Source organism: Endozoicomonas sp. G2_2, from assembly GCF_017744135.1.
Taxonomy (GTDB): Bacteria; Pseudomonadota; Gammaproteobacteria; order Nevskiales; family Salinisphaeraceae; genus Salinisphaera.
The window spans coordinates 1-25,366 of record NZ_JAGHQU010000009.1 but is presented as its reverse complement, the minus strand read 5'-3'; the positions used below and the strand labels follow the sequence as shown (position 1 = coordinate 25,366).

Here is a 25,366-nt window from a genome sequence, read left to right as displayed (position 1 = left end):
CGCAGCGCCTAGATGAGACTGGGCTGTACGGCTTCCTCGCGACCGTCCACGAAGCCGGACAGGCCGACCCCCACCAGCCGGTAGCGGGTGTGGTCGGCGTCGTCGACCCGGTCGCGCAACGCGCAGGCGATCTGCGCGACTTCGGCGGCAGAGGTGGGTCGGCTCGGCGGCGTGAAGCTGCGGGTGAGTATCCGAAAATCGGTGGTCTTGAGCTTGAGCACCACCGTGCGCGCCACGCGCGGCTGCTTGCGCTCGTGGTTGGCCCAGGTCTTTTCCGCGAGCCGTTCGATATGCGGGGTGAGATCGACCAGGCGCAGATCCTCGCGCAGCGTGTCCTCGCTGGAGACCTGCGCGGCATCGCGTTTGGGCTGCACCGGGCGGTCGTCGATGCCGCGGGCGAGTTCGTAGAGCCGCCGGCCCCATCGGCCATAGCGCTGCACCAGATCTTCTCGCTCGAACGCGCGCAGATCGCCGACCGTGTGCACATCGAGCGCGGCGAGCTTCTGCTTCATCTTCGGCCCCACGCCCGGCACCTTGCCGATCGGCAGTGGCAGCAGGAAGGCTTCGACGCGCTTCGGCGTAATCACGAACTGGCCGTCCGGCTTGCGCCAGTCCGAGGCAATCTTGGCCAGAAACTTGTTCGGCGCGATGCCGGCCGAGGCGGTCAGCCCGGTTGCGGTCTTGATCTCGGCGCGGATCACCCGTGCGGCCTCCGTCGCGGACGGCATGTGGGTGTGCGTGATCGTAACGTCGAGATAGGCCTCGTCCAGCGACAGCGGCTCGACCAGGTCGGTATGGCGCAGAAAGATCGCGCGAATCTGGCGCGAGACGGCCTTGTAGCGATCGAAGTGCGGGTCGACGAAAATCGCCTGCGGGCACAGCCGCTCGGCGCGCACCGCGGGCATGGCCGAACGCACGCCGAATACGCGCGCCTCGTAGCTCGCCGCGGTGACCACCGAGCGCAGCCCGCGCTTGGCCACCACCACGGGTTTGCCGACCAGCGCGGGATCGTCGCGTTGCTCGACGGACGCATAGAAGGCGTCCATATCAACATGCACGATCTTGCGCAGCGTCTCGCTCATGGCATGCGCGTGGGGTCAGTACAGCGGCCGATGCCGAAATTGCACCGCGGTCGCGCTACCATAGCCGGCTTTGCAGCGGGCACGTCGCACGGCTGCCCTGCGTTCATGTCAACGGTTTCATCCATGGATCGTCCGCGTCATTTTACCCTGCGTTTCTCCTGCCCGGATCGGGTCGGCATCGTCTCCCGCGTGTCCGGTTTCTTTGCCGACAACGGCGGCTGGATTCTGCGTTCCAGCCAGCATTCCGACGAAGACAGCCAGCGCTTCTTCATGCGCGTGGAAGTCCGCGCGGATTCGCTGGCCTTTCATCTGAGCGAACTGCGGCGGCGTTTCGAGCCGATCGCGCGCGAACTCGACATGGACTGGCAGATCAGCGACAGCGCGGTAAAAAAGCGGGTCGTGATTCTGGTATCGAAGCAGATGCACTGTCTCTACGATCTGCTCGAACGCTGGCAGTCGCGCGAGCTGGATATCGAGATTCCCTGCGTGATTTCAAACCATGCCGATGCGCGCGGGCTGGTCGAATGGCACGGCATTCGTTTTCACCACGTGCCCGTTACCAAGGACAACAAGCCCGAAGCCTGGGCCGAGATCGAGCGGCTGTTCGTGGAATCCGGCGGCGAGACCATGGTGCTCGCGCGCTTCATGCAGATCCTGCCCGCCGAACTCTGCGACCGCTTTCCCGGGCGCATCCTCAATATTCACCACAGTTTCCTGCCCAGCTTCGTCGGCGCCCAGCCCTATCTGCAGGCCTACCAGCGCGGCGTGAAGCAGGTGGGGGCGACCTGTCACTACGTCACCCCGGAACTCGACCAGGGCCCGATCATCGACCAGGACGTCACCCGCGTGGACCACGGCGACACGGTTCGCGATCTCGTGCGCTACGGCAAGGACATCGAAAAGGCCGTGCTCGCCCGCGGCCTGCGCCATCATCTGGAAGACCGCGTGCTGATCAGCGGCCGGCGTACCGTGGTCCTCTAGCGCAGTGCTAGAGCGACTGCCCGCCGGTCAGCTCGATACGCTGGCCGTTGAGCCAGGCGAAATCGCGGGACAGCAGGCCGGCCACCGCCGCGCCGATATCCTCGGGCTTGGCGGTACGCCCCAACGGCGTGATCGAGGCGAAATGCTCGTTGAGCTCCGGGTTGTCGCGGACCGCGCCGCCGGCGAAGTCGGTTTCCACGGCGCCCGGTGCGATCGCGTTCACCGTGATCTGGCGATCGCCGAGTTCCTTGGCCATATAGCGGGTGGTGACCTCGAGCGCGCTCTTCATCGCCGAATAGGCGCAGTGGTTTTCGAGTACGAAGCGCGTCGCCGCGGTGGACACGTTCAGGATGCGCCCGCCGCGCGCGATCAGCGGCAGAAGCGCCTGGCTGAGTAGATATGGCCCCTTGAAATGCACGCGGTAGAGCGCGTCGAGATCGTCTTCGGTCGTTTCCTGGTAGGGCGCGAGGATGCCGTTGCCGGCGTTGTGGATCACGAAATCCAGTTCGGTGCGGCCGAAACCGCGCTGCAAGGTGTCCTGCAACGTCTGTTTCAGCGCGTCGAAGGCGTGGCTGTCGCCCACGTCGAGCGCCAGCATCGCGGCGGTTCCGCCGGCCGCCTCGATTTCGCGGGCCACCGCCTGCGCGTCGTCCTCGTGACTGCGGTAGGTGCCGATCACATCGATGCCGGCCGCTGCGAGATGCAGCGCCATGCTGCGGCCCAGCCCGCGGCTCGCGCCGGTGATGAAAGCGATCTGTCTCGACATGTGCTGCTCCTGCTAGCGAACGGGGCGCCGCATGCCGTCGAACATGGGGCGCATACCGCATCCCTGCGGGCGCGGCTCGCCAGATCAAGCGGTTCTTGACCGGTGGGAGGTGTCAGGTCGAACGTTCGCGGTCCAGCAGGGCACGCTTTCGTGCCACGCCCCAGCGATAACCGGAGAGGCTGCCGTCCTGGCGCACCACGCGATGGCAGGGAATGGCGAGTGCCAGCGTGTTGGCGGCGCAGGCGCCCGCGACCGCGCGGCTTGATGTCGGCGCGCCGATGCGCGCGGCGATCGCCGTGTAGCTCGCGGTCTCGCCGCACGGAATCTCGCGCAGCGCCTGCCAGACGCGCCGCTGGAAGGCGGTGCCGCGAATATCCAGCGGCAGGTCGAGCCCGACGCCCGGCCGCTCGACGAACGCAACCACACGCGCGACATGCGCCTGAAAATCGGCGTCGTCGCCGATCAGTTCGGCGTTCGTGAAACGATCCTGAAGAGCCTGCACCAGCGGTTCCGGCGCGTCGCCGAGCCTGATGTCGCAGACGCCGCGCGCCGTGCCCGCGACCAGTACGCTGCCGAGCGCGCATTCGCCGACCGCGAAACGTATCGTCGCGCCTCTGCCGCCGTCGCGGTAGCGGCTTGGCGTCATGCCGAGCGACGCATCGGTGCCGGCATAGAACTGGCCGCTCGACGCGAACCCGGCGTCGAGCATGGCCGTGGTGACGGACTGGTCTGTCGACAGGTTGGCCTGCAGGCGTCGATCGCGAACGGCTGCGGCATATTGATGGGGCGTCAGCCCGGTCTGGCGCTTGAACAGACGATGGAAGTGATAGGCGCTGACCCCGACATGGTCTGCCAGTTCGTCGAGCGTGGGGGCTTCGAGCCGCGTTTCGATCAGCCGGCAGGCGCGGGCGATACGCGTGATATGCGGCGCCGTAGCCGTGGCGCGATCCGGCGTACAGCGTTTGCACGGGCGATAACCGGCCGCCCTTGCGGCCTCGCCGTCGTCGTGAAACGTGACGTTTTCGCGCCGCGGCAGGCGCGACCTGCAGCTCGGCCGACAATAGATTCCGGTCGTACGCACCGCATACACGAATACCCCGTCGGCGCGTGCATCGTTGCGGGCGATAGCGGCCCAGCGCGCGTTATCGGTGGAATAGGGCGCAGGGCGTAGCTGTGGCTTGGTCTCGCACATCGCGGTTTCCAGAGCGACTCATGCCATCAGAGTAGGGCGTTGCCCGGCAGCGCGCACTCGTGAACTTGCGGTTCAATTCGTCGTCGCGGGCAAACCGTGATACCGCCTCTAGTCGCGACCGTAACCCTCGGGGTTTTGCGATTGCCAGCGCCAGGCGTCGGCCATGATGTCGTCGAGGCTGCGGCGGCAGCGCCAGTTCAGATCGGTTTCGGCCTTCTGCGGGTTGGCCCAGCACTGGGCGAGATCGCCGGGGCGGCGGTCGACGATGCGATAGGGCACTTCGCGGCCGCTGACGCGCTCGAAGGCACGTACCGCATCGAGCACGGAATGGCCGGTGCCGGCCCCGAGGTTCCAGGTGTACACGCCCGGCTGGCCCCAGATCGCATCCGCGGCCTTCAGATGACCTTCGGCCAGATCCATGACGTGGATATAGTCGCGCACGCCGGTACCGTCGGGGGTGGGGTAATCGCTGCCGTAGACGGACAGCTGCGGCAGGCGCCCGATGGCAACCTGGGAGACATAGGGCAGCAAGTTGTTGGGGATGCCGTTCGGGTCCTCGCCAATCTCGCCGCTGTCGTGGGCGCCGGCGGGGTTGAAATAGCGCAGAATCGCGATCGACCAGTCCGGCTGCGCGGCCTGCAAATCGCGCAGGATCCACTCGATCATCAGCTTGGAGCTGCCGTAGGGGTTGGTCGGCCGGCCCGTGGGCGCGGTCTCGGCCAGCGGCATGTCGTCGGAGGCGGCATAGACGGTCGCCGACGAACTGAACACCAGGGTATGCACGCCGGCAGCGGTCATCGCCTCGCATAGCGACAGCGTGCCGCCGACATTGTTTTCGTAGTAGGCCAGCGGTTTTTCCGTGCTTTCGCCCACGGCCTTGAGGCCGGCGAAATGGATGACCGCATCGACCGCGTGGTCGGTGAGCGCCTTTTGAAGACGGGCGGTATCGCGTATATCAGCCTCGATGAAGGTCAGCGTGCGTCCCGTGAGCCGCTCCACGCGCCGCAACGATTCACGCGAGGCATTGGAGAGGTTGTCGTAGACGACCACCTCGTACCCGGCCTCGAGCAGCACGAGCGCGGTATGCGAGCCGATATAGCCGGCGCCGCCGGTCAGAAGCATCACCATCGTCGAACTCCTTTCACGCGCCGGCGAGCGAGCCGGGCGTTCTCACGACGCGCCTAGCGTCATCATACGACAACGGTGTCGCGCGCCCTGCGCGACACCGCGTCTTGCCTATCGGTCGAGCAGGCCGGTGAAGAACTGGCGCGCGTTTTCTTCCAGGCTGTCGATGTCGTAGCCGCCTTCCTGAATCACGCAGACCGGCATGTCCAGACCGGCCATGGCCCGGCCGATCCGGGCGAAGCCTTCGCTGGTGACGGCGACCTTGGCCTGCGGGTCGTCCTTGTAGATATCGAAGCCCAGTGGCAGTACCAGCACGTCGGCGCTGAAAAGCCGGATTGCAGCGACGGCTTCGTCGAGTTTTTCGAAGAAGGTTTCTTCCGGCGAACCGTGCGGCATCGGCAGGTTGATGTTGTAGCCGTAACCCTGGCCGGCGCCACGTTCTTCTTCATGCCCAGTGACCACCGGGTAAAAGTTGGTCGAGTCGCCGTGGATGGAGATATAGAGCACGTCGTCACGCTCGTAGAAGATCTCCTGAATGCCCTGGCCGTGGTGCATGTCCGGGTCGAGAATCGCCACGCGCTCGAATTTCGTGCGTAGCGCCTCGGCGGCGATCGCCGCGTTGTTGAGATAGCAGAAGCCGCCGGCGCCGTCGCGGCGGGCGTGATGGCCCGGTGGGCGGCACAGGCCGTAGGCGTAGCGCTCGCCGGCGAGAATGTCGTCGGCCGCGGTCAGCGCGGTCTGGGCCGACGCATAGGCGGCCTTCCAGGTGCCTTCGCCGATCGGGCAGCTGCCGTCGGCCTGATAACGGGCCGATTCGGCGAGGATGCCCTTCAGCGGGTTCGGCGAGCGCACGAAGATATTGGACATCACCTCGTTGCCCCAGTCGTCGGGGATCTCCATCCAGCGCCGGTGCGCGGACTCGAGAAAGCGCAGATAGCCCAGATCGTGCACCTGGGAGATCACGTCCATGCCGTGATCCACCGGTTTGCCGATTTCGATGTTCAGCCCCTCCAGGGCGGTGACCAGCGGCGGTGTGCGGGCCGGAATTTCCTGCGGCGCGCGCATCTGACCACGGGTCAGATAGCTGCGGGGCACATGCTCGTTCTGGATCGGATCGAAATAGGCTTTCACGGCGACGGTTTTCCGGTTGTTCGACAAGTGGATCGGCCGGCGAACGTAACGGCCCGGCCGCCTCGCAACATACGCCCGCATCGCTTGTCGCTGCAATGCTTTTGACGGGAGGACCGAAAGATCGTGCGCATGAAAAAGGCCGGCGGGTACACCCGCCGGCCCGGATACGCCCGTGATGCGCGGTGGCGTTACTTGCCGCGCGGTACGGTCTGGGGCTCGACGAACTCCATGATGCCGTCGTCGCCGCCTTCACGGCCGATGCCCGACTGCTTCATGCCGCCGAACGGCGCATGCGGCGCGGGGCCGGTGCCGGTGTTCCAGCCGCAATGGCCGAAGTGCAGGCCGCGAATGGTCTTCTGCGCGCGTTTGTCGTCCTTGGTGAACACATAGGCGGCGAGACCGAACTCGGTGGTGTTGCCCAGTTCCACGACCTCGTCTTCGTTCTCGAATTCGATCATCGGCACGAGCGGGCCAAAGGTCTCTTCCTTGCAGCAGGCCATGTCGTGGGTCACGCCGGTGATCACGGTCGGGGTGTAGAACAGGTTCTTGTCGGCGTCGAGTTCGTCCGGGTGCTTGCCGGCAACCAGCTTGGCGCCCTTGGAAAGCGCATCGGCAACGTGGTTCTGGACCTTCTCGAAGCCGCCCTTGTTGATCAGCGGGCCGACGTCGATGTCTTCGTCCATGCCGTCGCCGACCTTGAGCGCCTTGACCTTTTCCACCAGCTTGTCGGTGAATTCCTTGTAGATGCCCGACTGGACGTAGATGCGGTTGGCGCAGACGCAGGTCTGGCCGCCGCCACGGAACTTGTTGCCCACCAGCTGTGTAGTCGCATGGTCGATATCGGCATCGTCGAAGACGATGAACGGCGCGTTGCCGCCGAGTTCCAGGCCCAGCTTCTTGACCTGGTCGGTGCTCTGTTCCATGAGCAGCTTGCCGACCTCGGTGGAGCCGGTGAACGACAGCATGGGCACGTCCGGCGAACTGGTCAGCTCGCCGCCGATCTCGCTGGAGGAGCCCATAACCAGGTTCACATAGCCCTTGGGCAGTTCCAGGCGCTCGTGGAAGAGCTGGAACATCGCGATCATGGTCAGCGGCGTTTCGGTGGCCGGCTTGATCACGCTCGGGCAGTCAGCCGCGATTGCCGGGGCGATCTTCTTGGCGATCATGCCGATCGGGAAGTTCCACGGCGTGATCAGGCCGACCACGCCAATCGGACGATGATGGATCGTCCAGGTGCAGTCCTTGGCCTTCTCCTCGAGCTCGTGTGGCTTGAGGATGTCGATGTTCTTCGCGCAGTAGTCGAAGAAGCCGGCGGCGTATTCGACTTCGCCCTGGGCTTCCTTCCACGGCTTGCCGTGCTCGAGACAGAGGATGCGGCCGATCTCTTCCTTCTCGTCGATGAGCGCATCCCGAATGTCCTCCAGCCACTCGCGGCGGGTTTCGAGATCGTTCGGCTCGGTCAGCGCGCCCTTGGCGGCCTCGATGGCGCGCCGGGTTTCTGCCTTGCCCATCTTCGGAATGGCGGCGAGTGTCTTGCCGTTGGCCGGGTTGAACACATCGACGGTGTCACCCGAGTCGGCCTCCACCCACTGGCCGTCTATGTAACCGGAAATGTTCTTGAGCAGATAGGATTCGATCATGAGTGTCCTCGGTCCTGTCGTGACGACGAATTGGGCGGCGCAATGCTGCGTGCGGCGGCCACCGGCAGTGCCACACGCAGCCATGCGTCATGCATGAGTGATCGGGGCGAAACGCCCGGTTTAAAGACCAGCGGCATGGATACGGTCGTCATTGACGGCCGGGCGCGTAGCCGTGGGTTTTGCTGACCTGGTTGAAAAGCGCCGCACCGCTGCGCCAGTTGTCCAGATTGGCCAGAAACTGATCGATGAGCGCGTCGCGCCAGCCGATGAAGTCGCCGGCCATGTGTGCCGACATCAGCACGTTGTCCAGGCCCCATAGCGGGTGGTCCGCCGGCAGGGGTTCCTGTTCGAACACGTCCAGCGCGGCGCCGGCGATCTGTTCGTTGACCAGCGCATCGACCAGATCGTCGGTGACCACGATCGGTCCGCGGCCGATGTTGATGAACCGCGCGTGCGGCGCCATCGCGGCGAAGCGCTGCTTGTCGAACCAGCCTTCCGTGGCTTCGGTCAGGGGCGCGGCGACCACCACGTAATCGGCATCGGGCAGGTGGGCGTCGATGTCGTCGGCGGCATGCACCGCGGAGAATACGTCGTCCGCGGCGCGCGCGCGGCGCGCAATGCCGGTCACGTCCATGCCCACGGCCTTGCACAGGCGCCCGATCTCGCGGCCGATCGAGCCCGCGCCGGCGACAAGCACACGTTCGCCGTGGATGGATTCGGTATCGCGATGCACCCAGCGGCGTTCCTGCTGGTAACGGATGTTGCTGCGCGTGTCCTTGGCGAACATGAGGATGGCGCCGAGCACGTATTCCGCGATCGAGCGGTCGAAGATGCCCTGGGCATTGGTGACCGGAATGTCGGATTCGATCAGCGCGTCGAACATCAGCTGATCGACGCCGGCACTCGCCGCGTGAACCCAGCGCAGCGAGTCGGCCGCCGGCCAGGCCGCTTCCAGGGCTTCGGTGCGGAAATCGGTGACCAGCAGAATATCGCTGCCGGGTAGCGCCTCGCGCAGGCTGGCCTCGTCGTGCGCCAGTCGGATCTCGCCGTGCGCGTGCAGGCGTTGAACCGAGGCGGGGCCCTCCGGGCTGTCGCTCAGGACGGTGATCCGGGGTCGGGGCTCGTCGCTTTCGGCCGCGCCGTCTGGCGCGGAATGGTCGAAGGTCTCGTGGCTCATGAACGCTCCGGCGCGCCGGCATGCATGAACCGCGCAGTGTCGATGATCATGCCGCACGGTACCCAGACCCCGACGCAAGCGTCAATAGGCGTCGCAAAGCCTGCACACGCCTTGTGTTGACCGCGATTGCAAGACCTGACTACGCTCGGCGCAATAGGCCCCTCGGGGGCCGTCCTCATCTTGTGTCTAGGGGCAGTCATGGTCGCGAATCTGAGCAACAAAAACGAGCTTCTGTCGTCGGATCCCGACGAGCGCTATGTCCGCGACCGACTGGTCTGGAACCCGGCGATGCACGCGATACCGATTTCGGGCATCCGGCGCATGGTCAATCGCGCCGCCGAGCTCGACGACGTGGTGCATCTGTCGATTGGCCAGCCGGATTTCCCGACCCCGCGCCATATCATCGACGCGCACATCCACGCGCTGGAGGCGGGGCAGACCGGCTACACCATGGATGCGGGCCTGCCCGAGCTGCTGACCGCGCTCAAGGACTACTACAACGAGAAGTACCGCAGCACGCTGTCGGAAGACAATTTCCTGATCACCACCGGTGCCACGGAAGGCATCTACCTCATGATTACGGCGATGGCCGCGCCGGGGCGCGAGTTCATCATCGCCGATCCGACGTTCCTGCTGTATGCGCCGCTCATTCGCATGAACGGCGGGCAGGTGCGCACGGTGCCGACCAAGGCCAGCGAAGGCCATCAGATCGACCCCGAGCGCATCATCAACATGATCGGGCCGAACACGCACGCGATCATCCTCAATTCGCCGAGCAACCCCACGGGAACCGTATACCCGCGCGAGACCATCGAATGGCTCTGTCAGGAAGCGGCCTATCGCGGTGTGGAAATCCTGTCGGACGAGGTGTACGACAATCTGATTCTCGACGACATCGAATACCCGAGCGTGCTCTCCTGCGCGATCGACCTCGACGGCGTGGCCGTGGTGTCGAGTTTTTCGAAGACCTATGCCATGCCGGGGCTGCGCGTGGGCTGGATCGTGGCCGACCAGAACACCATCCGCACGCTGCGGCGCTACCACATGTTCACCACCACGGTGGCGAGCACGCCGGCGCAGTGGGCGGGTGTCGCGGCGCTACTGGGCGATCAGAGCTGCGTGGACGACATGGTGCGCGAATACTCGCGGCGCCGGGACCGGGTGGTGGACCTGGTCGCCGACACGCCCGGGCTGACCGGCTACTGGCCGCAGGGCGCGTTCTATATCGCGCCGTCGCTGCCCAACGGTGTCGATGCCGGCAAGCTGTGCATGCGCATGCTGGAAGAGACCGGTGTCTGCGTGATTCCGGGCGATGCCTTTGGCGAGGCATCGAACAGCCTGATGCGCATCAGTTACTCGACCTCGATGGAAAACATCGAGGAGGCCTTCCAGCGGCTGCAGCCGTGGATGGCGCGCCAGCCCGAACTGGACGGGCACAGCTAGACGTCGGTCACGCGCCAACGGCTCCGGGAGGTTCCCGGAAAAAAGCCCGGCCGCCTCACCAGGCGCCGGGCTTTTTCATGGCCGCCGGTTTGGTGTAGCGCGAGTTTCAGCCGTCGGTCGAGCCGCATTCGGCGGCTGGCGCGCCGGCCTGGCGGGCGACGTCGGGCATCTCGCTGGCGTAGGTCACGCGCACGGGATAGACCTCGCCCGCGTCGTTGTGCATGTTGCCGATGCCGCGGTATTCGAGCAGGCGCTTGCTGTCGGGGTCGTAGGTGAGCTTCAGCGAGTCGACGAAGAAGTTGACCAGGAACATGTCCAGCTCGGCATCGAAGACCACTGCCTGTCGGCCTTCGAATTCGGTCGTACCGGTCTGGCTCGCGCGCAGCTTGATCACGGCCTGACGCCCGGCCGCCGCGAAATTGAAGGGCACGGTTTCACCGGCGGCGAGTCGGTCGAAGTTCTCGCGGACCAGCATGTCGAAGCCGGAATCGGCAGCCATTGGCGCCTTGATGCTGAAGGATTTGGTCTTTTCCGGGGCGTCGGCGCTGTCGCGGCGAAACATGACCCACTGCTCGCCGTCGCGGCGTATACCTTCACGATAACCGTTGGCCGGTATTTCCAGTGTGTAGGTGGGCACGGTATCGCTGGCGCTGAAATCCATCTGCTTGTGGGCGATGGGCTCGCCATTCGTGCCGATATAGTCCACGTCCCAGGTCGTGATCCTGCCGTTGCTGCGTTGCTGTTCGTGGTGCTCGGTGTAGCGATAGTCGTCGCCCTGCAGGGTATAGGCATAGCCATTGAAGCAACGCGCGCCATCGGCCGGTGCCGCGAGTGCGGCGGGCGCCGTGAAACCGAGCGCTAGCAGAGCGCTTGTCCAGGTCAGTGCAGAACGGATTGTCATGCGAGGGCTCCGGGTCAGGACGATGGGGTGCGACGGGGCAAAAACACATAGTGGGCGATGCCCCACTCGTTGCCGTCGGCATAGCCGAACAGCTCCGCGACGGCCATGAAGAACATGCGCCAGCGCTGGAACCAGCGTTCGGCGTCGGCGCCGTAGGTGTCGCGAAAGATCGTCATGATGGGCGCCTGGGCTGCGTCCATTCGGTCGAGCCAGGCGTTGGACGTGTCGCGGTAATGATTGCCCGACAACCACCAGTGGTTGTGCAGCACGAGGTCGTTCTGGAAGTGGGCGAACAGATGCTCGCTTGGCATCACGCCGCCGGTGAAGAAATGCCGCGCCATCCAGTCGTATTCGCCGTCGTCCTGGAACGCGTAGGCCAGCAGCTTGTGCGCGAACACATGCACGAACAGGCGGCCGTCGTCGGCCAGCCAACGGTTGATACGCGCGAACAGCTCACGGTAATTGCGCATGTGTTCGAACATCTCGACCGAGACGATCCGGTCGAATTGGCGCTCGCCCGGATCGAAGCTGTTGATGTCGCAGGTCTCGACGGTGAGATTCTCAAGCCCGCGTTCGCTGGCCATGCGCTCGATGGCGGCGCGCTGGGCGCTGGAATTCGATACCGCGAGAATGGTCGCGCTCGGATAACGCTTGGCCGCCCAGAGCGCAAACGAACCCCAGCCGCATCCCAAGTCCAGAATACGCTGGCCGTCGTGCAGGCGCGCGCGCTCGGCGTAGAGTGCGAGCATGGCGTGCTCGGCCTGATCCAGCGATTCGATGCCCGGCTCGAACAGGCAGCCGCTGTATTTGCGGTGCGCGCCGAGCACGTGTTCGAAGAACGACGGCGGCAGTTCGTAGTGCTGGGCGTTGGCGTCGTCGGTGTGCTGGGCGATCGGTCCGGTGGATGCGCGTTCGATGAAACGGCGCATCTGCTTGCTGCGCCATTCCGGTTCCAGCGCTTCGCGGCTGGTCAGACGTGTGGCGATCAGGCGGCGCATGCCGGCACGGGCGATCGGGTCGGGGATCATGCCCCGTTCGCACATTTCTATCGGCAGGCTATCCAAGTGCGCTGTCCTCTTCGTCGTGGAATTCAGTCTTTCGGCGGCCAGGGAATGAAGGCGCTGGTTCGACGCATGTATTCGTCGTGACCGTGGCGCCTTTCCGAAGCCTGTTTGTTTTCGATCGTCGGTATGCCCGACACCCGGAGCAACAGCCACGCCATGATCACCGGGCTGGCCAGCGTGGCCCACCAGTACGGCGCGCCGATCGCCAGAACAACATAGGTTACCCAGTGCAGCGACTCGAAGAAATAGTTGGGATGTCGCGAATAGCGCCAGAGCCCTTCGGCGCAGACGTAACCCTTGTTCTCCGGCTTCTGCTTGAAGCGATGCAGCTGGGCATCGGCCGTGCCTTCGCCGACCACCGACACGAACCACACGGCGATCGCAATCAGGGCGACGCCGAGCGAGGGTGCCTCCGGCATGTAGGCGATGACCAGGAACGGGATCGACAGAATCGACGCGATCAGCGCCTGGAACAGAAAGAAGCCGAACATGTACAGATCGGCCTTCGCGCCCCAGGATTCGCGGGCGGCCGCATAGCGCGAATCTTCCGGGGCACCGCGCATGCGTCTGGCCAGATAACCGGCCAGCCGGAAGGACCACGCCAGCGCGAGTGCGGCGAGCAGGATGCGCGCGCCGGCCGGCGCATCGCCGAGCAGCGCGTATTCGGCGGCGATGATGCCCACCGCCGCCGACCACACGACATCGACCAGCCCGGCGTTGCGGGTGAACAGCTGAATGACCCAGACGATGGTCAGCAGAACGGCGGTCGTGGTCAGGCCCACACCGAAGGCGGCGAGCGGGGTCATGGAGATTCCTTGCGAGAGCGCGAATCAGCCTACCATCGCTGGCAGGCGCCGATCGCTCAGCTTACGTCGTATATCGGCAGCGCGATGCGTCCGCGCACGGCGATGCGCCCGGGGATGGCCGAGAAGCTGGCCAGATACTGGGGATGATAGCCATAGACCATCAGGCCCAATTCGTCACCCGCGTGCAGCCGGTGGCTCACCCCGTTGAGTTCGAGGCTGCGCCGGCCCGCGCCGCGGATCGGCCGCACCTGCTTGTTGAGCAGAATCGTGGCGCCGCCGGCGCTGCGCCGGACGCCGATGCCCACGAAGGCGATCGGCGTGGCGTCGTCGCCGCTGACTTCGATATCGGCATGCGGCACGCCGGCGATCGCCTGATCGTCGCGCTCGATGACGGTCAGCGGGAGAAACGTGCCGCCGCTGGCCAGCTCGTCGAGGTGATCCGAGGGCAGGGCGTTGACCAGCCGCGCGATCAGCGCCGTATCGTCGCCGCTGGCCGGTTTGTCGCTGTCGAATACGCGCTTGATCGCGTGCAGCGCGTTGGCGGCGGTGCCGGTCACCAGCGACCACAGTCGCGACACGCTCTGGCGGCGCAGGATGCCGAGCAGCAGGTCGAGCCCGCCGGTGGTGGCCTCGCCCGCGAATTCGACCGTTGGCCCATGGTCGCCGGTGCCGATCGGCAGCTCGTCGAACATCAGGCTGGTTTCGTCGTCGAGGATGATCGTATGCCGCGGTATCGACCGTTCCGGCGTGCGGCCCTTGAGTTTCCAGTCCAGCCAGGCGAGTTCCAGTGCCGCGGTTTCGTAGGTCTCGCCGTCGATATGCAGCGCGGCGTCGGTCTGGTAAGCGATACGATCGATGTCCTGCAGAAACGGGAGGCTGTGGCCGTACTGCATGGCGATCACCTGCACATCGTTGCCTGCCGCCCGCAGGGCTTCGGCGTTGTGCAGCGCTTCGTTTAGGTTGAACAGCGTATCGCCCACGCCCTGTAGCAGCAGCGCATCGACCGCGGGCGTGCGCCGTGTTGGATCGGCCACGCGCTCGCCGTCGCGGGCGACCTCGCCGTCGTAGAACGAGACCGGGCTGCTGTTATAGAGCCGGTCGGTGATCGCCTGCGACAGGCCACGGCCGGTCAACGGCGAGATCAAACCCTCGAGCAGCGCGCGATAGAGCATCGGGTCCAGACGCACGCCGGAGGTGGGCACGCCCAGCGCGACCAGGGCCGCGCCCCAGGCGGTCTTGACCACGTTGTCCGGGGCCAGGCTGTAGCGCAGATCGTGCCAGGTGGCGGTCGGCACGATGGCATCGAAGCGCGGATCCACGCAGGCACCGATGAGTTGGAAACCGCCGCCGTAGGACAGCCCCAGGCCGCCGACCCGCGGGTCGCCGTCGTCGCAGGCCAGCCGTTCGCGCTCGGGCATCTCCTGCATCGCCCAGTCGAGGATCGCGCTGATATCCGCGCCCTCGACGGCCGGATCCATGATCTCAACGCGGCCGCCGGAATCGCCGAAGCCGCGTTGGTCGAAGCTGATCACGAAATAGCCGGCATCGGCGGCGCGGCGCGCGGCTTCGGTGGACGGCAGGATGCCGCCCGACAGGGTTTCGTATACGGAGCGCTCGTAGCGGTTGGGCAGGCGCGCCCCGCCAAAACCATGACCGTGCAGGATCAACGGCGCGGACTCGCCGGCGGCCAGTTCCGGCTGCATCACGGTCAGCGCGATCTCGACGCCGTCGTCGGGATTGATGGCGGTCGCGCGATAATCGCGCGCAGACAGGGCGGCGGCGCTCACGTCGGGCTAGACCCGATCCGAGTCGACACGCGAGATGGCCGCGAGCGCGTCGCGCAGGGGATCGGGGATCGGCGCGGCGCGGTTGCTTGCCCGATCGACGAACACATGCACGAAATCGCCGTGCGCGGCGGCGGCATCCTCGCCGGCCTTGAAGATGCCGATGCCGTAAGTCGTCGAGCGGTTGCCCAGATGCTTGACCACCAGCCCGGCCTCGAGTTTTTCCGGAAAGGCGACCGGGGCGTGGTACTGGCAGCGCGATTCGACCACGAACCCGACCACCGGCGCGTTGTGAATATCCAGACCGCCGACCTCGATCAGATAGCGGTTGGCGACGGTGTCGAAATAGGAGTAATAGGTCACGTTGTTCACGTGGCCATAGACATCGTTATCCATCCAGCGGGTCGGCATGTCGCAGAACCAGAGGTAGTCGTTGCGGACAGGGCAATCTCGGGACATGGCGTGCGTTCTCCTGGCGGGCAAAAAGAAGCCGGGCTGGGCCCGGCTCGTTGCGGTCGTCGTGTCGGCGTCTAGGACTGGACCTTCCAGGTGCCGTCGGACTGACGACAGGCCGTGCCGGTGACCTTGTCGGGCTTGCCGTTCACATTGGCGTTCATCGTGAACTCGCGACACGGCTGGTTGCCGTTGTTGTAGGTATTGGTCGGCGTGACCGAGTAGTTGTCGTTGGTGTCCGGATTGGTCCAGCTCGATGTGCTGCCGGTCTGGTTCGTCTCCAGGGCGCTGCCGAACTGCTGGCGATCGCGCTGGCCGAAGTTATCGCCGATACGGCGACCGAGCGCCGCGCCGGCCAGGGTGCCGACCACGGTCGCGATGGTGGTACCGCTGCCGCTGCCGATCTGTGAACCGGCCGCGCCGCCGGCAATGCCGCCGATCACGGTGCCGGTATCGCCGGAACTCCAGTTTGCACAGCCGCCAAGCAGGCCGACGGAAAGTGCCAGGGCGCTGATGAAACTCAGGTTCTTCGTCATGGTGTCCTCCCGATATCGCAGGTCGTCGAAACCTGTCCGCTATCAATCGATGTTCGTTTCAAGTGTAACCAAAATCATGGCTCTCGGCTGAACGGGCCATTGGCGGGCGCGCTAGCGTTCGACGCCGGCGCGGCGTAGCCTTTCCGGTCGCGTTGCGCTTTGGAGAACCCCATGTCGGGTTGGTGGCTACTCGCCATTGCGGTCACGCTGGAAGTTGCCGGCACGACCTGCATGAAGCTTTCGGACGGTTTCACCCGGCTATGGCCTTCGGTGGGCATCGTCGTGTTCTATCTGGCCTCGTTCGCGTGCCTGACGCTCGCGCTCAAGCGCATCGACGTGAGCATTGCCTACGCCGTCTGGGCCGGCGCCGGCATCGTGCTCATCTCGCTGATCGGCGTGTTCTATTTCCACGAACCGATGACGCTCTGGCGCACCGGCTGCATAGCGCTGGTGCTCATCGGCGTGATCGGGCTGAACCTCGCCCACGGCTGATCCGTTCCGGCGTCTTGCCAGCCGGTATTGCGCGGGGCGAGGATGCCCGTCTTTCCAGAAATTCACGGAGACATGTATGCGAGCTTGGCTGGTCGAAAACCCGGGGGCGCCCGAAGCGCTGGAACTCAAGACGGTCGACACGCCCGAGCCCGGGCCGGACGAGATTCGGGTCGACGTGCGTGCCGTGGGCATCAACCAGGCCGACGTGCTGCAGCGCAAGGGCGGTTATCCGCCGCCCCACGGTTTCGACGTGCGCCGCCCCGGCCTGGAATATGCCGGCACCGTGGCCGCGGTGGGCGAGCGCGTGAAGAGCCGCGCGGTCGGCGACCGCGTGATGGGCCTGATCGGCGGGGGCTCCTATGCGGAGCAACTCGTGGTGCACGAACACGAGGCGCTGACCATCCCCGCGCATTACGACTTCGAGCAGGCCGCGGCCATGCCGGAAGCGTTTCTTACCGCCTATCGCGCACTGTTTCTGGTCGGCGAACTCGCCGCGGGTCAGTGGGCGCTGGTACGCGGCGCGACGTCGGGCGTCGGCCAGGCCGGTCTGCAGCTGATCGGCGCGCTGGGTGCACGCAGTATTGCCACCAGCCGCAAGCAGGCACGTCTCGACGAACTGGACAAACGCTTCAAGGCGCTCGGTTTCGATCGGGCCTTCGATATTGGCCTGGAAGACGGCGAGAACGGTGTGGCCAAGGCGGTACGAGAACAGACCGGCGGCGCGCACGTGATCATGGATTTCGTCGGCGGCCCCGCGCTGGACGACAACATGAGCGCGCTGCGTGACGAGGGCCGCCAGGTCCAGGTCGGCCTGATCGGCGGGCGCAAGAGCGAGATCGACATGGGCAAGCTGCTCATGCGCCGGCTCAGCCTCAACGCCATGACCATGCGCAGCCTGCCGCTGGAGCGCAAGATCATGCTCGCCAAGATGTTCGACGACCGCCTGCTGCCGCTGTTCGAGGCCGGCAAGCTCAAGCCGATGGTCGACCAGGCCTTTGCGTTCGATCAGGCCGTCGAAGCGCATCGCCTGATGGAATCCGGCGAGCACGCCGGCAAGCTGGTGCTGGTACGCGACTAGCCTCCCTGCACGCCCGCCGTCCGGCCGCACAACGCGCGGCCGGGCGGTCATTGGCGGCGCGATAGAGCGCGGCGAGCCCGGCTTCGGGCGCGCCGCCCGGCCTGCCGATCCCGGGGCGAGACCATCCCGCGAAGGCGCATTATGCCGGGCAATGGCGGGCTTCTTGCTTGATCAAATGACGTTCTTTCTCGATTCGGAGATCGTCATTTCGCAACCGAGCTTCTACCGCATCGCGGCCGCTGGCCGTACCGGCGCGCATGGATGTCGGGCGTGTTCGCGTCTGCGCGTCGGTCCGCGCCGCTGGGGCAGGGCCCGTGGCTGAGTTCGTTCCGGTCGATCCCTTCGATCTGCTCATCTTCGGCGGCACCGGCGATCTCGCCCGGCGTAAGCTGTTGCCCGCGCTTTTTCATCGGGATCGCGATGAACAGTTCAGCGCCGACAGCCGCATCGTGGCCATATCGCGCGGCGACATGGACGACGCGGCCTATGCCGAATGGGTTCACGACGCGCTCGCAGCACAGCTCACCCCGAAGGAACTCGAGCCCGCGGTCTGGGCACGTTTTTCAGCACGCCTGTGTCATTACAGCCTCGACATGCAGGACGACAGCGGCTGGACCGGGCTGGGCGACAGACTCGACGACACCCACTGCCGCAACCGGGTGTTTTATCTCGCCACCGCGCCGTCGCTGTTCGGCACCATCGCCGCACAGATCGCGCAAGCGGGGCTGGCCGATGCGCGCTCGCGCATCGTGCTGGAAAAGCCGGTGGGCCACGATTTCGATTCCGCGCGCGAGATCAACGACGCGGTGGGCGCCGTGTTCTCCGAGTCGCAGATCTATCGGATCGATCATTACCTCGGCAAGGAAACCGTGCAGAACGTGCTCGCGCTGCGTTTCGGCAACTCGCTGTTCGAGCCGCTGTGGGCGCGCGGCGCGGTCGATCACGTCCAGATCACGGTGGCCGAGAATCTCGGCGTCGGCCAGCGCTTCGATTTCTACAACCGCACCGGCGCGCTGCGCGACATGGTGCAGAACCACATGCTGCAGCTGTTGTGCATGATCGCCATGGAGCCGCCGGCGAGCATGGACCACGACGATATCCGCAACGAAAAGATCAAGGTGCTGCGCGCGCTCAAGCCGATCACGGCCGACGTGGTGGACCGCGTCACCGTGCGCGGGCGCTATACCGCCGGCATCGTGGCGGGCGAGCCGGTGCCGGGCTACCGTGAGGAGGGCGACAGCCCCGACATCAAGACCACCGAGCAGGACACTGAAACCTTCGTGTCGATCAAGGCCGAGATCGACAACTGGCGCTGGAACGGCACCCCGTTCTATCTGCGCACCGGCAAGCGCATGGCACGCAAGCTCTCCGAGATCGTGTTCCAGTTCAAGCCGGTGCCGCATTCCATCTTCGGCGACCAGCCGCTCACGCCCAATCGGCTCGTGCTCAGCCTGCAGCCGGAGGAGGGCGTACAGCTCACGCTGATGACCAAGGAACCGGGGCCGGGCGGCTTTCGCATGCGCTCGCTGCCGCTGAACCTGAATTTCCCGGACGCGTTTTCCGTGACTTATCCCGACGCCTACGAGCGGCTGCTCATGGAAGTGCTGCGCGGCAACCCGGCACTGTTCATGCGTCGCGACGAGATCGAATCCGCCTGGCGCTGGATCGATCGCATCATCGACAGCTGGCACACGCGCGGCGTGCGTACCCACGAATACATGGCCGGCAGCTGGGGGCCGACCGATTCCTTCGTGCTGCTCGACCGCGACGATCGCCGCTGGGCGCAGCCGGAGTGACCATGCCCGAACTGCACGAATTCACGGACCGCGGCCGTTGTGCCGACGCACTCGCCGATGCGCTGGCAGAAAAACTGCGCGAGGGTATTGCGACCAATGGTCGGGCCACGCTCGTACTCAGTGGCGGTTCCTCGCCAATCGACCTGTTCGAACGCCTCGCGCTGATCGAGCTCGACTGGTCGCGGGTGACCGTGTTGCCCAGCGATGAACGCTGGGTGGCGCCCGACCACGCCGACAGCAACGAAGCCGCGCTGCGCCGGCATCTACTGTACGGGCCGGGAAACGCCGCGCGGTTGTTCGGTTTGTACCGGCAAACCGCCACGCCGGCCGAAGCGCGGGACGAACTCAACGCAGACCTTTCGACGCTGCCGCGGCCGTTCGACGCCGTGGTGCTCGGCATGGGCGAGGACGGGCATTCCGCCTCGCTGTTTCCCGACGCTGCGAATATCGAAGCCTGTCTGGCCAGCAACGACGACTGTGTAGTGCCCGACCGGCAGAACGACGACGGCCCGGCGCGCATCAGCCTGAGCCTGACACGGCTCAAGCAAAGCCGCGCGCTGTTTCTGCTGTTCTTCGGCGAAGCCAAGCGCCGGATCTATGAAGCGGCCTGTCGCCCGGGCATGGCGCGTGAATTTCCCGTGCGGGGCGTGATCCAACAGAACGACGTGCCCGTCGACGTGTACTGGTCCGACTAGACGCGGGCGCTTTAGCCCGCTGGAGCGAGGAATCATGAGCCTGCATCCCGTCATCGCCGAAGTGACCGGGCGTATCGTCGCCCGCAGTCGCGATACGCGTGCGCAGTATCTGGCCAGGATCGACCACGCGAAAACCGTTGGCCCGCACCGCGGCAGGCTGTCTTGCGGCAATCTCGCTCATGGCTTCGCTGTCGAGGACGCGCCGGGCAAGGACGCGCTCGCCGGTGCGCATCGGCCGAATGTGGCGATTGTGTCGGCCTATAACGAAATGCTGTCGGCGCACCAGCCGCTCGGCGATTTCCCGCCGATCATCAAACAGGCGGCCTGGGCGGCCGGTGGCGTGGCCCAGTTTGCCGGCGGTGTGCCCGCCATGTGCGACGGCGTGACCCAGGGCCAGCCGGGCATGGAACTGTCGCTGTTCTCGCGCGACACCATCGCCATGGCCACGGCCGTAGCACTCACCCACAACATGTTCGACGCCGCACTCTGTCTGGGGGTGTGCGACAAGATCGTGCCGGGGCTGATGATCGGTGCGCTGTCGTTCGGCCATCTGCCGGTGATCTTCGTGCCCGGCGGGCCCATGACTTCGGGGCTGCCGAACAAGATCAAGTCGCAGGTGCGCCAGCGTTTCGCGGCCGGCGAGATCGGCCGCGACGAGCTGCTCAAGGCCGAGTCCATGTCCTACCACTCGCCGGGCACCTGCACGTTCTACGGCACGGCGAATTCCAACCAGCTGCTCATGGAGTTCATGGGCCTGCACCTGCCCGGGACGTCGTTCGTGAATCCCAGCACGCCGCTGCGCGATGCGCTCACACGGGCGGCGGCCGAACGCGTGGTCGGCATCACTGAATTGTCCGACGACTATCGGCCGATCGGGCGAATCGTGGACGAAAAAGCCGTGGTTAACGGCATCGTCGGCCTGCTCGCGTCCGGCGGCTCGACCAACCACACGATGCATATCGTGGCCATGGCACGCGCCGCCGGGGTAAAGATCGACTGGACCGATTTCGCCGAAATCTCCGCCGTGGTGCCGCTCATGGCGCGGGTCTATCCCAACGGTGTGGCGGACGTGAACCACTTCGCCGCTGCCGGCGGTATCCAGTTCATGATCCGCGAACTGCTCGCCGCCGGACTGGTGCACGATGATGTCGCCACCGTGGTCGGCGACGGGCTGCATCGCTACACGCAGGAGCCGTTTCTCGACGGCGAGGCCCTCGTCTGGCGCGAGGGCGCGGGGGAAAGCCACGATACCGACGTGCTGCGCGGCGTGGCCGAGCCGTTTGCCGCCACCGGCGGTCTGCGCGTGCTCACCGGCAACCTCGGGCGCGGCATCATCAAGATTTCGGCGGTCGAGACACAGCACCGCCGCATCCATGCGCCGGCCAGGGTCTTTCCCAGCCAGGAGCATGTGCTCGAGGCCTACCAGGCGGGCGAGCTGGAACGCGATACCGCCATCGTCGTCATCAACCAGGGCCCGCGCGGCAACGGCATGCCGGAGCTGCACAAGCTCACGCCGTCGCTCGGCGTATTGCAGGACAAGGGCTATCAGGTCGCACTCATCACCGACGGGCGCATGTCCGGGGCCTCCGGCAAGATTCCGGCCGCGATCCAGATCACGCCGGAAGCGCGCCTCGGCGGGCCGATCGGCCGGATTCGCGATGGCGACATGATCTGGTTGGATGGCGAGGCCGGCGAGTTGCGTGTTGAAGTCGACGATGCCGAACTCGAAGCTCGCGAACCGACCACGTTCGACGACACCCCGGAAACCGAATTCGGCTTCGGCCGGGAAGTATTCGCGGTGTTCCGCCGCAACGTTGGCTCCGCCGAGGAAGGCGCCTGCGCGCTGCTCGATGCCCAGCCCGACACGGCCGATACCCGCGGCACGGTCGCCGCCGAACAGGAACCCGCCGAATGAAGTACGACGAAACGCGGCAAGTCATGGCGATCGCGCCGGTGATCCCGGTCGTGGTCGCGCCCGATGCGGCCGCCGGCGTGGAGATCGCGCGGGCACTGGTCGCTGGCGGTATCGGCGTTATCGAAGTCACGCTACGTACCGAAGCGGGGCTGGCCGCGATCGAGGCGATCGTCAACGAAGTGGACGATATCTGCGTCGGTGCCGGCACCGTCTGGACCGCGGCCCAGGCCACGCAGGCGATCGATGCCGGCGCCGAGTTCCTGGTGTCGCCCGGTATTGCCGACGAGGTGAACGGCGTCGCTAAAACCCGCGACATCGCTTATCTACCGGGCGCGCAGACGGTGAGCGAAATTGCGCATCTCAGGCGTCAGGGTGTGACCGCGGCCAAGCTGTTTCCGGCTTCCGTTGTTGGCGGGCCGGCTGCGATCAAGGCGTTTTCCAGCGTGTTTCCGGATCTCGTGTTTTGTCCCACAGGCGGTATCAAGGAAGACACCGCTGGTGAGTATCTGGCGCTTGGGTGTGTGCCGTGTGTTGGGGGCAGTTGGCTGGTTTCGGCGGACGCGGTCGCGGCTGGCGACTGGGGTTCCATCCGTGGCGCTGCGGAGCGGGCTTCGGCTTTGGCTAGCGATTAGGGGTAGGAGCTAGCGAGCGTTTAGGTCGACGCGGGTTCGAAGTCGCGAATGTGTGGATCAACGGTAATGGCTTGATCGACTTGGGGTTTCGCGCTGCTGCGCGACTCACTTTCTTTTGCTTGTCCAAAAGAAAGTAAGCAAAGGAAAAGGACACCCTGTCTTGCGCCGATGCTTCGCATCGGTACCCTGCGCGGCTCCGGCCGCAAGCGGGCCAGCCGGAAACTCGCCGCGCTACGCGCGACTCAGACATCCGGCTGTCTAATCCGCTTGCGGCCTCCACTGCTCGGCGCTACGCCCAAGGGGACTCAATACAGACAAAGACCGGCTCGCTATCGCTTCGCCAAGATCGCCAAGCGATCTTTGGCCGGCGATGCCGAAGGCGAGTCCGACCGGAACGCAGCTAAACACCGCAATTTCGGCATGGCAGCTGTTCCAACTCGGTTGCTGGGTAGGCCGCGCTGTATTCGGGCCCCGTTTGGAGCGACGAGAAGCGCAGGGCCGGAGGGTGTCCGGCGCATGCGCCGGTGCGGACAGCTGTTTGAGCGTCGCCAAAGCGACGCGAGTTCTGGCCGCATCCCTTCGGATCGAGCATCGCAGTGCACCGGCGCGCTTCGCGCCGGCGCGTAAGTCGGGTGTCTTTTTCCTTTGGTTACTTTCTTTTGGACAAGCAAAAGAAAGTGACTCGCACAGCAGTGCGAAACAGAAGAACCGAAAAACTCGTGAGCGCGGACCGGCAGGGTGCTGAGCACTACGGCTTTTGAATCCAAGATATAGGCGAATCCGTCTCAGATCTCGCGCCGGCAGACAGCTCAGTCGTCGACCTCCAAAGCCCGCCACATAAACCAACTCCCAACCGACCGATAAGGCCGCCAGATCTCGCATTCGCGTTCCAGCTGCTTCGGCTTGGGCAGTTCGTCACGCCCGTAGGTGATCGCATACCCCTTGCGCACACCCAGATCATGAATGGGCATCACATCGGGCCGGCCGAGGTGGAACAGTAGAAGCATTTCCACCGTCCAGCGGCCAATGCCGCGGATCGCGGAATAGCGTTCGATCAGCTCGGCGTCGTCGTAATCGTCGAGCCGTGATTCGTCCGGCAGTTCGCCGGCGAGCTGCGCGGCGGCGAGTGCCTGCAGGCTGAGCATCTTGTTCTGTGACAGGCCAGCGCCGCGCAGCGTGGCATCGTCAGCCGCGGCGATGCGTTCTGCACCCGGCGTATCGCCACCGCCAAGCGCGGTGAGCACGCGCCGGTGAATCGTGCCCGCGGCCTTGCCGGAGAGCTGCTGGTAGACGATGGCCCGCATCAGCGCATGAAACGCATCGGGCGCGGCGACCGTCTGCGGCGCATAGGGCCCGACGCGGGCCATCAGCGAACCGAGCACCGGATCGACAGCGGCCAGTTCGCGCACGGCTTTGCCGGCGTCGAAACGCAGCGGCGTGGCACGGCCCGTGGTATAGGCCGTGCCGACATCCTCGTTGGAAGCGTCCGCCATCAGATGCCCCGCAGTGCCTTCTCGATTGGCGTGTCACCGGCGAGCATTTCGTAGTGCTGGCCGATGGTGTTCGGCGAATCCAGCGTAAGCAGTAGGGCGTGGGCGACGTCTTCCCGGGCCACTTCGCCGTAGCGGTTCAGATCCTTGGCGATGTCGGCGGTGCCGGTGGCTTCCTCGTCGGTCAGCTTGCCGGGGCGCACGATCGTGTATTCCAGATCGGAGGCGCGCAGGTGATCGTCGGCCGCCTTCTTGGCCTCGAAATAGTGACGCATCTTCTCGGGGCCTTTCTCGGGCGTGTCCGCATTCATGGACGACACCAGCACGAAGCGACGCACGCCCGCGCGCCTGGCCTGATCGATGATCGAGATCGCGCCGTGGCGATCCACGTCCTCGGTCTTCTCCGGGCCCGTGTGCGCGCCGGAACCGGCGGTGAATACCACCGCATCGCAGTCGGCGAGGGCATCACGCACGTCGCCCTCGAGATCGGCAACCACCACTTCTGCGGCACCGAGCGCGCGCATCTCGTCGCGCTGCGATTCGTCGCGAATCATGGCGCGGGCCGTATGTGCGCTTTTGGCCATCTGGCGCACCAGACGCTGGCCAATATTGCCGTGCGATCCAACGATCAATACGTTCATGTCAGACCTTCCTAGCGTGCTTTGCTTGCATGTTCGGCCCGCGGCATCAGCGCGGGCGGTTGAAATTATCCCTGCGTCATACAAGGTTAGGTTCGGTAAACGATTTGCAACCGGCCGCCTCGTAACGGCCAAGGACAATCAATGATCGATCTCTATACCTGGACAACGCCCAACGGGCACAAGATCCACATCATGCTCGAGGAAGTCGGGCTGGAATATAAGGCACACCCGATCAACATCGGTAAGGGCGACCAGTTCGGCGAGGAATTCCTCAAGATCAGCCCGAACAACAAGATTCCGGCCATGGTCGATCACGACGGCCCGAACGGAAAGCCGTATTCGCTGTTCGAATCCGGCGCCATGCTCATCTACCTGGCCGAAAAGACCGGCCGACTGCTGCCGAGCGATACGGTCAAGCGCGGGAGTGCACCATTCGTTCTGTAAATTGGCCTGAGCCGGAAAGGTGACAGGCCACCCGCTATCCTTTCGTTGGAATTCATTAGCCGTGAATGACGAAAGGAGTAACGAATGGCCTGCCAACGACAG

General features: G+C 65.2%; 23 protein-coding genes and 1 pseudogene. 9 read left to right on the top strand and 15 right to left on the bottom strand.

The annotated features are described in order from the left end of the window. Positions 1–8: 8 nt before the first annotated feature. A complete protein-coding gene (gene dinB, locus J7355_RS11830; protein WP_209062963.1) occupies positions 9–1,082 on the bottom strand; it encodes a DNA polymerase IV in 1,074 nt (357 codons plus the stop codon). Between the two features lie 123 nt (positions 1,083–1,205). Here dinB and purU point away from each other — a divergent pair, with 123 nt between their 5' ends. Beyond that, positions 1,206–2,063, top strand: a complete 858-nt coding sequence (purU, locus tag J7355_RS11825) for a formyltetrahydrofolate deformylase (protein ID WP_209062955.1) — start codon at positions 1,206–1,208, stop codon at positions 2,061–2,063. Positions 2,064–2,070: 7 nt separating this feature from the next. Here purU and J7355_RS11820 read toward each other — a convergent pair whose 3' ends face one another. The 6 genes from J7355_RS11820 to J7355_RS11795 all read right to left on the bottom strand — a co-directional run bounded on the left by J7355_RS11820 (position 2,071) and on the right by J7355_RS11795 (position 9,094). Beyond that, positions 2,071–2,829 carry an SDR family oxidoreductase gene (locus J7355_RS11820; RefSeq protein WP_209062953.1) on the bottom strand — a complete coding sequence of 253 codons (759 nt, stop codon included), beginning with the start codon at positions 2,827–2,829 and terminating at the stop codon, positions 2,071–2,073. 112 nt (positions 2,830–2,941) lie between these two features. Next, complete coding sequence (gene ada, locus J7355_RS11815; RefSeq protein ID WP_209062951.1) at positions 2,942–4,021, bottom strand: bifunctional DNA-binding transcriptional regulator/O6-methylguanine-DNA methyltransferase Ada; 1,080 nt, start codon at positions 4,019–4,021, stop codon at positions 2,942–2,944. A gap of 108 nt (positions 4,022–4,129) precedes the next feature. Beyond that, positions 4,130–5,149, bottom strand: coding sequence for a UDP-glucose 4-epimerase GalE (gene galE, locus J7355_RS11810; protein WP_209062949.1), 1,020 nt, complete (start codon positions 5,147–5,149; stop codon positions 4,130–4,132). 108 nt (positions 5,150–5,257) lie between these two features. Next, on the bottom strand, positions 5,258–6,277 hold the full coding sequence (locus J7355_RS11805; RefSeq protein ID WP_348523033.1) for a histone deacetylase family protein: 1,020 nt from the start codon (positions 6,275–6,277) through the stop codon (positions 5,258–5,260). 188 nt (positions 6,278–6,465) lie between these two features. Beyond that, positions 6,466–7,917 carry an NAD-dependent succinate-semialdehyde dehydrogenase gene (locus J7355_RS11800; protein WP_209062945.1) on the bottom strand — a complete coding sequence of 484 codons (1,452 nt, stop codon included), beginning with the start codon at positions 7,915–7,917 and terminating at the stop codon, positions 6,466–6,468. A gap of 148 nt (positions 7,918–8,065) precedes the next feature. After that, the gene (locus J7355_RS11795) at positions 8,066–9,094 is read right to left on the bottom strand and encodes a D-2-hydroxyacid dehydrogenase (protein WP_209062943.1); all 1,029 of its coding nucleotides are present in this window, start codon (positions 9,092–9,094) and stop codon (positions 8,066–8,068) included. 198 nt (positions 9,095–9,292) lie between these two features. Between J7355_RS11795 and J7355_RS11790 the strand changes: the two genes are divergently transcribed. After that, positions 9,293–10,537: an aminotransferase class I/II-fold pyridoxal phosphate-dependent enzyme gene (locus J7355_RS11790; RefSeq protein WP_209062941.1), complete on the top strand. Its 1,245-nt coding sequence runs from the start codon at positions 9,293–9,295 to the stop codon at positions 10,535–10,537. Between the two features lie 106 nt (positions 10,538–10,643). Here the strand turns inward: J7355_RS11790 and J7355_RS11785 are convergent, their stop codons facing one another. From J7355_RS11785 to J7355_RS11760, 6 genes are all read right to left on the bottom strand, one after another. Further along, positions 10,644–11,438 carry a hypothetical protein gene (locus J7355_RS11785; protein ID WP_209062939.1) on the bottom strand — a complete coding sequence of 265 codons (795 nt, stop codon included), beginning with the start codon at positions 11,436–11,438 and terminating at the stop codon, positions 10,644–10,646. A gap of 14 nt (positions 11,439–11,452) precedes the next feature. After that, complete coding sequence (locus tag J7355_RS11780; RefSeq protein ID WP_247739953.1) at positions 11,453–12,502, bottom strand: cyclopropane-fatty-acyl-phospholipid synthase family protein; 1,050 nt, start codon at positions 12,500–12,502, stop codon at positions 11,453–11,455. A 26-nt stretch (positions 12,503–12,528) separates the two neighbouring features. Then, a complete protein-coding gene (locus tag J7355_RS11775; RefSeq protein ID WP_209062937.1) occupies positions 12,529–13,308 on the bottom strand; it encodes a DUF1295 domain-containing protein in 780 nt (259 codons plus the stop codon). A 56-nt stretch (positions 13,309–13,364) separates the two neighbouring features. Further along, complete coding sequence (locus J7355_RS11770; RefSeq protein WP_209062935.1) at positions 13,365–15,095, bottom strand: CocE/NonD family hydrolase; 1,731 nt, start codon at positions 15,093–15,095, stop codon at positions 13,365–13,367. A 6-nt stretch (positions 15,096–15,101) separates the two neighbouring features. Beyond that, on the bottom strand, positions 15,102–15,551 hold the full coding sequence (locus tag J7355_RS11765) for a thioesterase family protein (RefSeq protein WP_209062933.1): 450 nt from the start codon (positions 15,549–15,551) through the stop codon (positions 15,102–15,104). A 71-nt stretch (positions 15,552–15,622) separates the two neighbouring features. Further along, positions 15,623–16,081, bottom strand: coding sequence for an RT0821/Lpp0805 family surface protein (locus tag J7355_RS11760; protein WP_209062932.1), 459 nt, complete (start codon positions 16,079–16,081; stop codon positions 15,623–15,625). A gap of 171 nt (positions 16,082–16,252) precedes the next feature. Between J7355_RS11760 and J7355_RS11755 the strand changes: the two genes are divergently transcribed. The 6 genes from J7355_RS11755 to eda all read left to right on the top strand — a co-directional run bounded on the left by J7355_RS11755 (position 16,253) and on the right by eda (position 22,689). Beyond that, a complete protein-coding gene (locus J7355_RS11755) occupies positions 16,253–16,573 on the top strand; it encodes a multidrug efflux SMR transporter (protein ID WP_209062930.1) in 321 nt (106 codons plus the stop codon). Positions 16,574–16,649: 76 nt separating this feature from the next. Continuing rightward, positions 16,650–17,651, top strand: a complete 1,002-nt coding sequence (locus J7355_RS11750) for an NAD(P)H-quinone oxidoreductase (protein WP_209062928.1) — start codon at positions 16,650–16,652, stop codon at positions 17,649–17,651. Between the two features lie 314 nt (positions 17,652–17,965). Beyond that, complete coding sequence (gene zwf, locus J7355_RS11745; protein WP_348523032.1) at positions 17,966–19,447, top strand: glucose-6-phosphate dehydrogenase; 1,482 nt, start codon at positions 17,966–17,968, stop codon at positions 19,445–19,447. Between the two features lie 2 nt (positions 19,448–19,449). Further along, a complete protein-coding gene (pgl, locus tag J7355_RS11740) occupies positions 19,450–20,142 on the top strand; it encodes a 6-phosphogluconolactonase (protein WP_209062924.1) in 693 nt (230 codons plus the stop codon). A 34-nt stretch (positions 20,143–20,176) separates the two neighbouring features. Next, positions 20,177–22,057, top strand: a complete 1,881-nt coding sequence (gene edd, locus J7355_RS11735; RefSeq protein WP_209062922.1) for a phosphogluconate dehydratase — start codon at positions 20,177–20,179, stop codon at positions 22,055–22,057. After that, positions 22,054–22,689, top strand: coding sequence for a bifunctional 4-hydroxy-2-oxoglutarate aldolase/2-dehydro-3-deoxy-phosphogluconate aldolase (gene eda / locus J7355_RS11730; RefSeq protein ID WP_209062920.1), 636 nt, complete (start codon positions 22,054–22,056; stop codon positions 22,687–22,689). The genes edd and eda overlap by 4 nt, the downstream gene beginning before the upstream one ends. Before the next feature lie 809 nt (positions 22,690–23,498). Here the strand turns inward: eda and J7355_RS11725 are convergent. Both J7355_RS11725 and J7355_RS11720 read right to left on the bottom strand, forming a co-directional pair. Further along, complete coding sequence (locus J7355_RS11725) at positions 23,499–24,182, bottom strand: DNA-3-methyladenine glycosylase 2 family protein (RefSeq protein WP_209062918.1); 684 nt, start codon at positions 24,180–24,182, stop codon at positions 23,499–23,501. Next, positions 24,182–24,820 carry an SDR family oxidoreductase gene (locus J7355_RS11720; protein WP_209062915.1) on the bottom strand — a complete coding sequence of 213 codons (639 nt, stop codon included), beginning with the start codon at positions 24,818–24,820 and terminating at the stop codon, positions 24,182–24,184. The genes J7355_RS11725 and J7355_RS11720 overlap by 1 nt, the downstream gene beginning before the upstream one ends. Positions 24,821–24,961: 141 nt before the next feature. On the opposite strand from J7355_RS11720, the pseudogene J7355_RS11715 reads away from it, so the two are divergent. Beyond that, positions 24,962–25,228 (top strand): annotated as a pseudogene (locus J7355_RS11715) (glutathione S-transferase N-terminal domain-containing protein); the annotation flags it as partial. Positions 25,229–25,366 lie beyond the last annotated feature (138 nt).

Bases quoted from the DNA above. Each gene is read 5' to 3' on its own strand.
- dinB (WP_209062963.1), bottom strand. From the start codon at position 1,082: ATGAGCGAGACGCTGCGCAAGATCGTGCATGTTGATATGGACGCCTTC.
- purU (WP_209062955.1), top strand. From the start codon at position 1,206: ATGGATCGTCCGCGTCATTTTACCCTGCGTTTCTCCTGCCCGGATCGG.
- J7355_RS11820 (WP_209062953.1), bottom strand. From the start codon at position 2,829: ATGTCGAGACAGATCGCTTTCATCACCGGCGCGAGCCGCGGGCTGGGC.
- ada (WP_209062951.1), bottom strand. From the start codon at position 4,021: ATGTGCGAGACCAAGCCACAGCTACGCCCTGCGCCCTATTCCACCGAT.
- galE (WP_209062949.1), bottom strand. From the start codon at position 5,149: ATGGTGATGCTTCTGACCGGCGGCGCCGGCTATATCGGCTCGCATACC.
- J7355_RS11800 (WP_209062945.1), bottom strand. From the start codon at position 7,917: ATGATCGAATCCTATCTGCTCAAGAACATTTCCGGTTACATAGACGGC.
- J7355_RS11795 (WP_209062943.1), bottom strand. From the start codon at position 9,094: ATGAGCCACGAGACCTTCGACCATTCCGCGCCAGACGGCGCGGCCGAA.
- J7355_RS11790 (WP_209062941.1), top strand. From the start codon at position 9,293: ATGGTCGCGAATCTGAGCAACAAAAACGAGCTTCTGTCGTCGGATCCC.
- J7355_RS11785 (WP_209062939.1), bottom strand. From the start codon at position 11,438: ATGACAATCCGTTCTGCACTGACCTGGACAAGCGCTCTGCTAGCGCTC.
- J7355_RS11775 (WP_209062937.1), bottom strand. From the start codon at position 13,308: ATGACCCCGCTCGCCGCCTTCGGTGTGGGCCTGACCACGACCGCCGTT.
- J7355_RS11765 (WP_209062933.1), bottom strand. From the start codon at position 15,551: ATGTCCCGAGATTGCCCTGTCCGCAACGACTACCTCTGGTTCTGCGAC.
- J7355_RS11760 (WP_209062932.1), bottom strand. From the start codon at position 16,081: ATGACGAAGAACCTGAGTTTCATCAGCGCCCTGGCACTTTCCGTCGGC.
- J7355_RS11755 (WP_209062930.1), top strand. From the start codon at position 16,253: ATGTCGGGTTGGTGGCTACTCGCCATTGCGGTCACGCTGGAAGTTGCC.
- J7355_RS11750 (WP_209062928.1), top strand. From the start codon at position 16,650: ATGCGAGCTTGGCTGGTCGAAAACCCGGGGGCGCCCGAAGCGCTGGAA.
- pgl (WP_209062924.1), top strand. From the start codon at position 19,450: ATGCCCGAACTGCACGAATTCACGGACCGCGGCCGTTGTGCCGACGCA.
- edd (WP_209062922.1), top strand. From the start codon at position 20,177: ATGAGCCTGCATCCCGTCATCGCCGAAGTGACCGGGCGTATCGTCGCC.
- eda (WP_209062920.1), top strand. From the start codon at position 22,054: ATGAAGTACGACGAAACGCGGCAAGTCATGGCGATCGCGCCGGTGATC.
- J7355_RS11725 (WP_209062918.1), bottom strand. From the start codon at position 24,182: ATGGCGGACGCTTCCAACGAGGATGTCGGCACGGCCTATACCACGGGC.
- J7355_RS11720 (WP_209062915.1), bottom strand. From the start codon at position 24,820: ATGAACGTATTGATCGTTGGATCGCACGGCAATATTGGCCAGCGTCTG.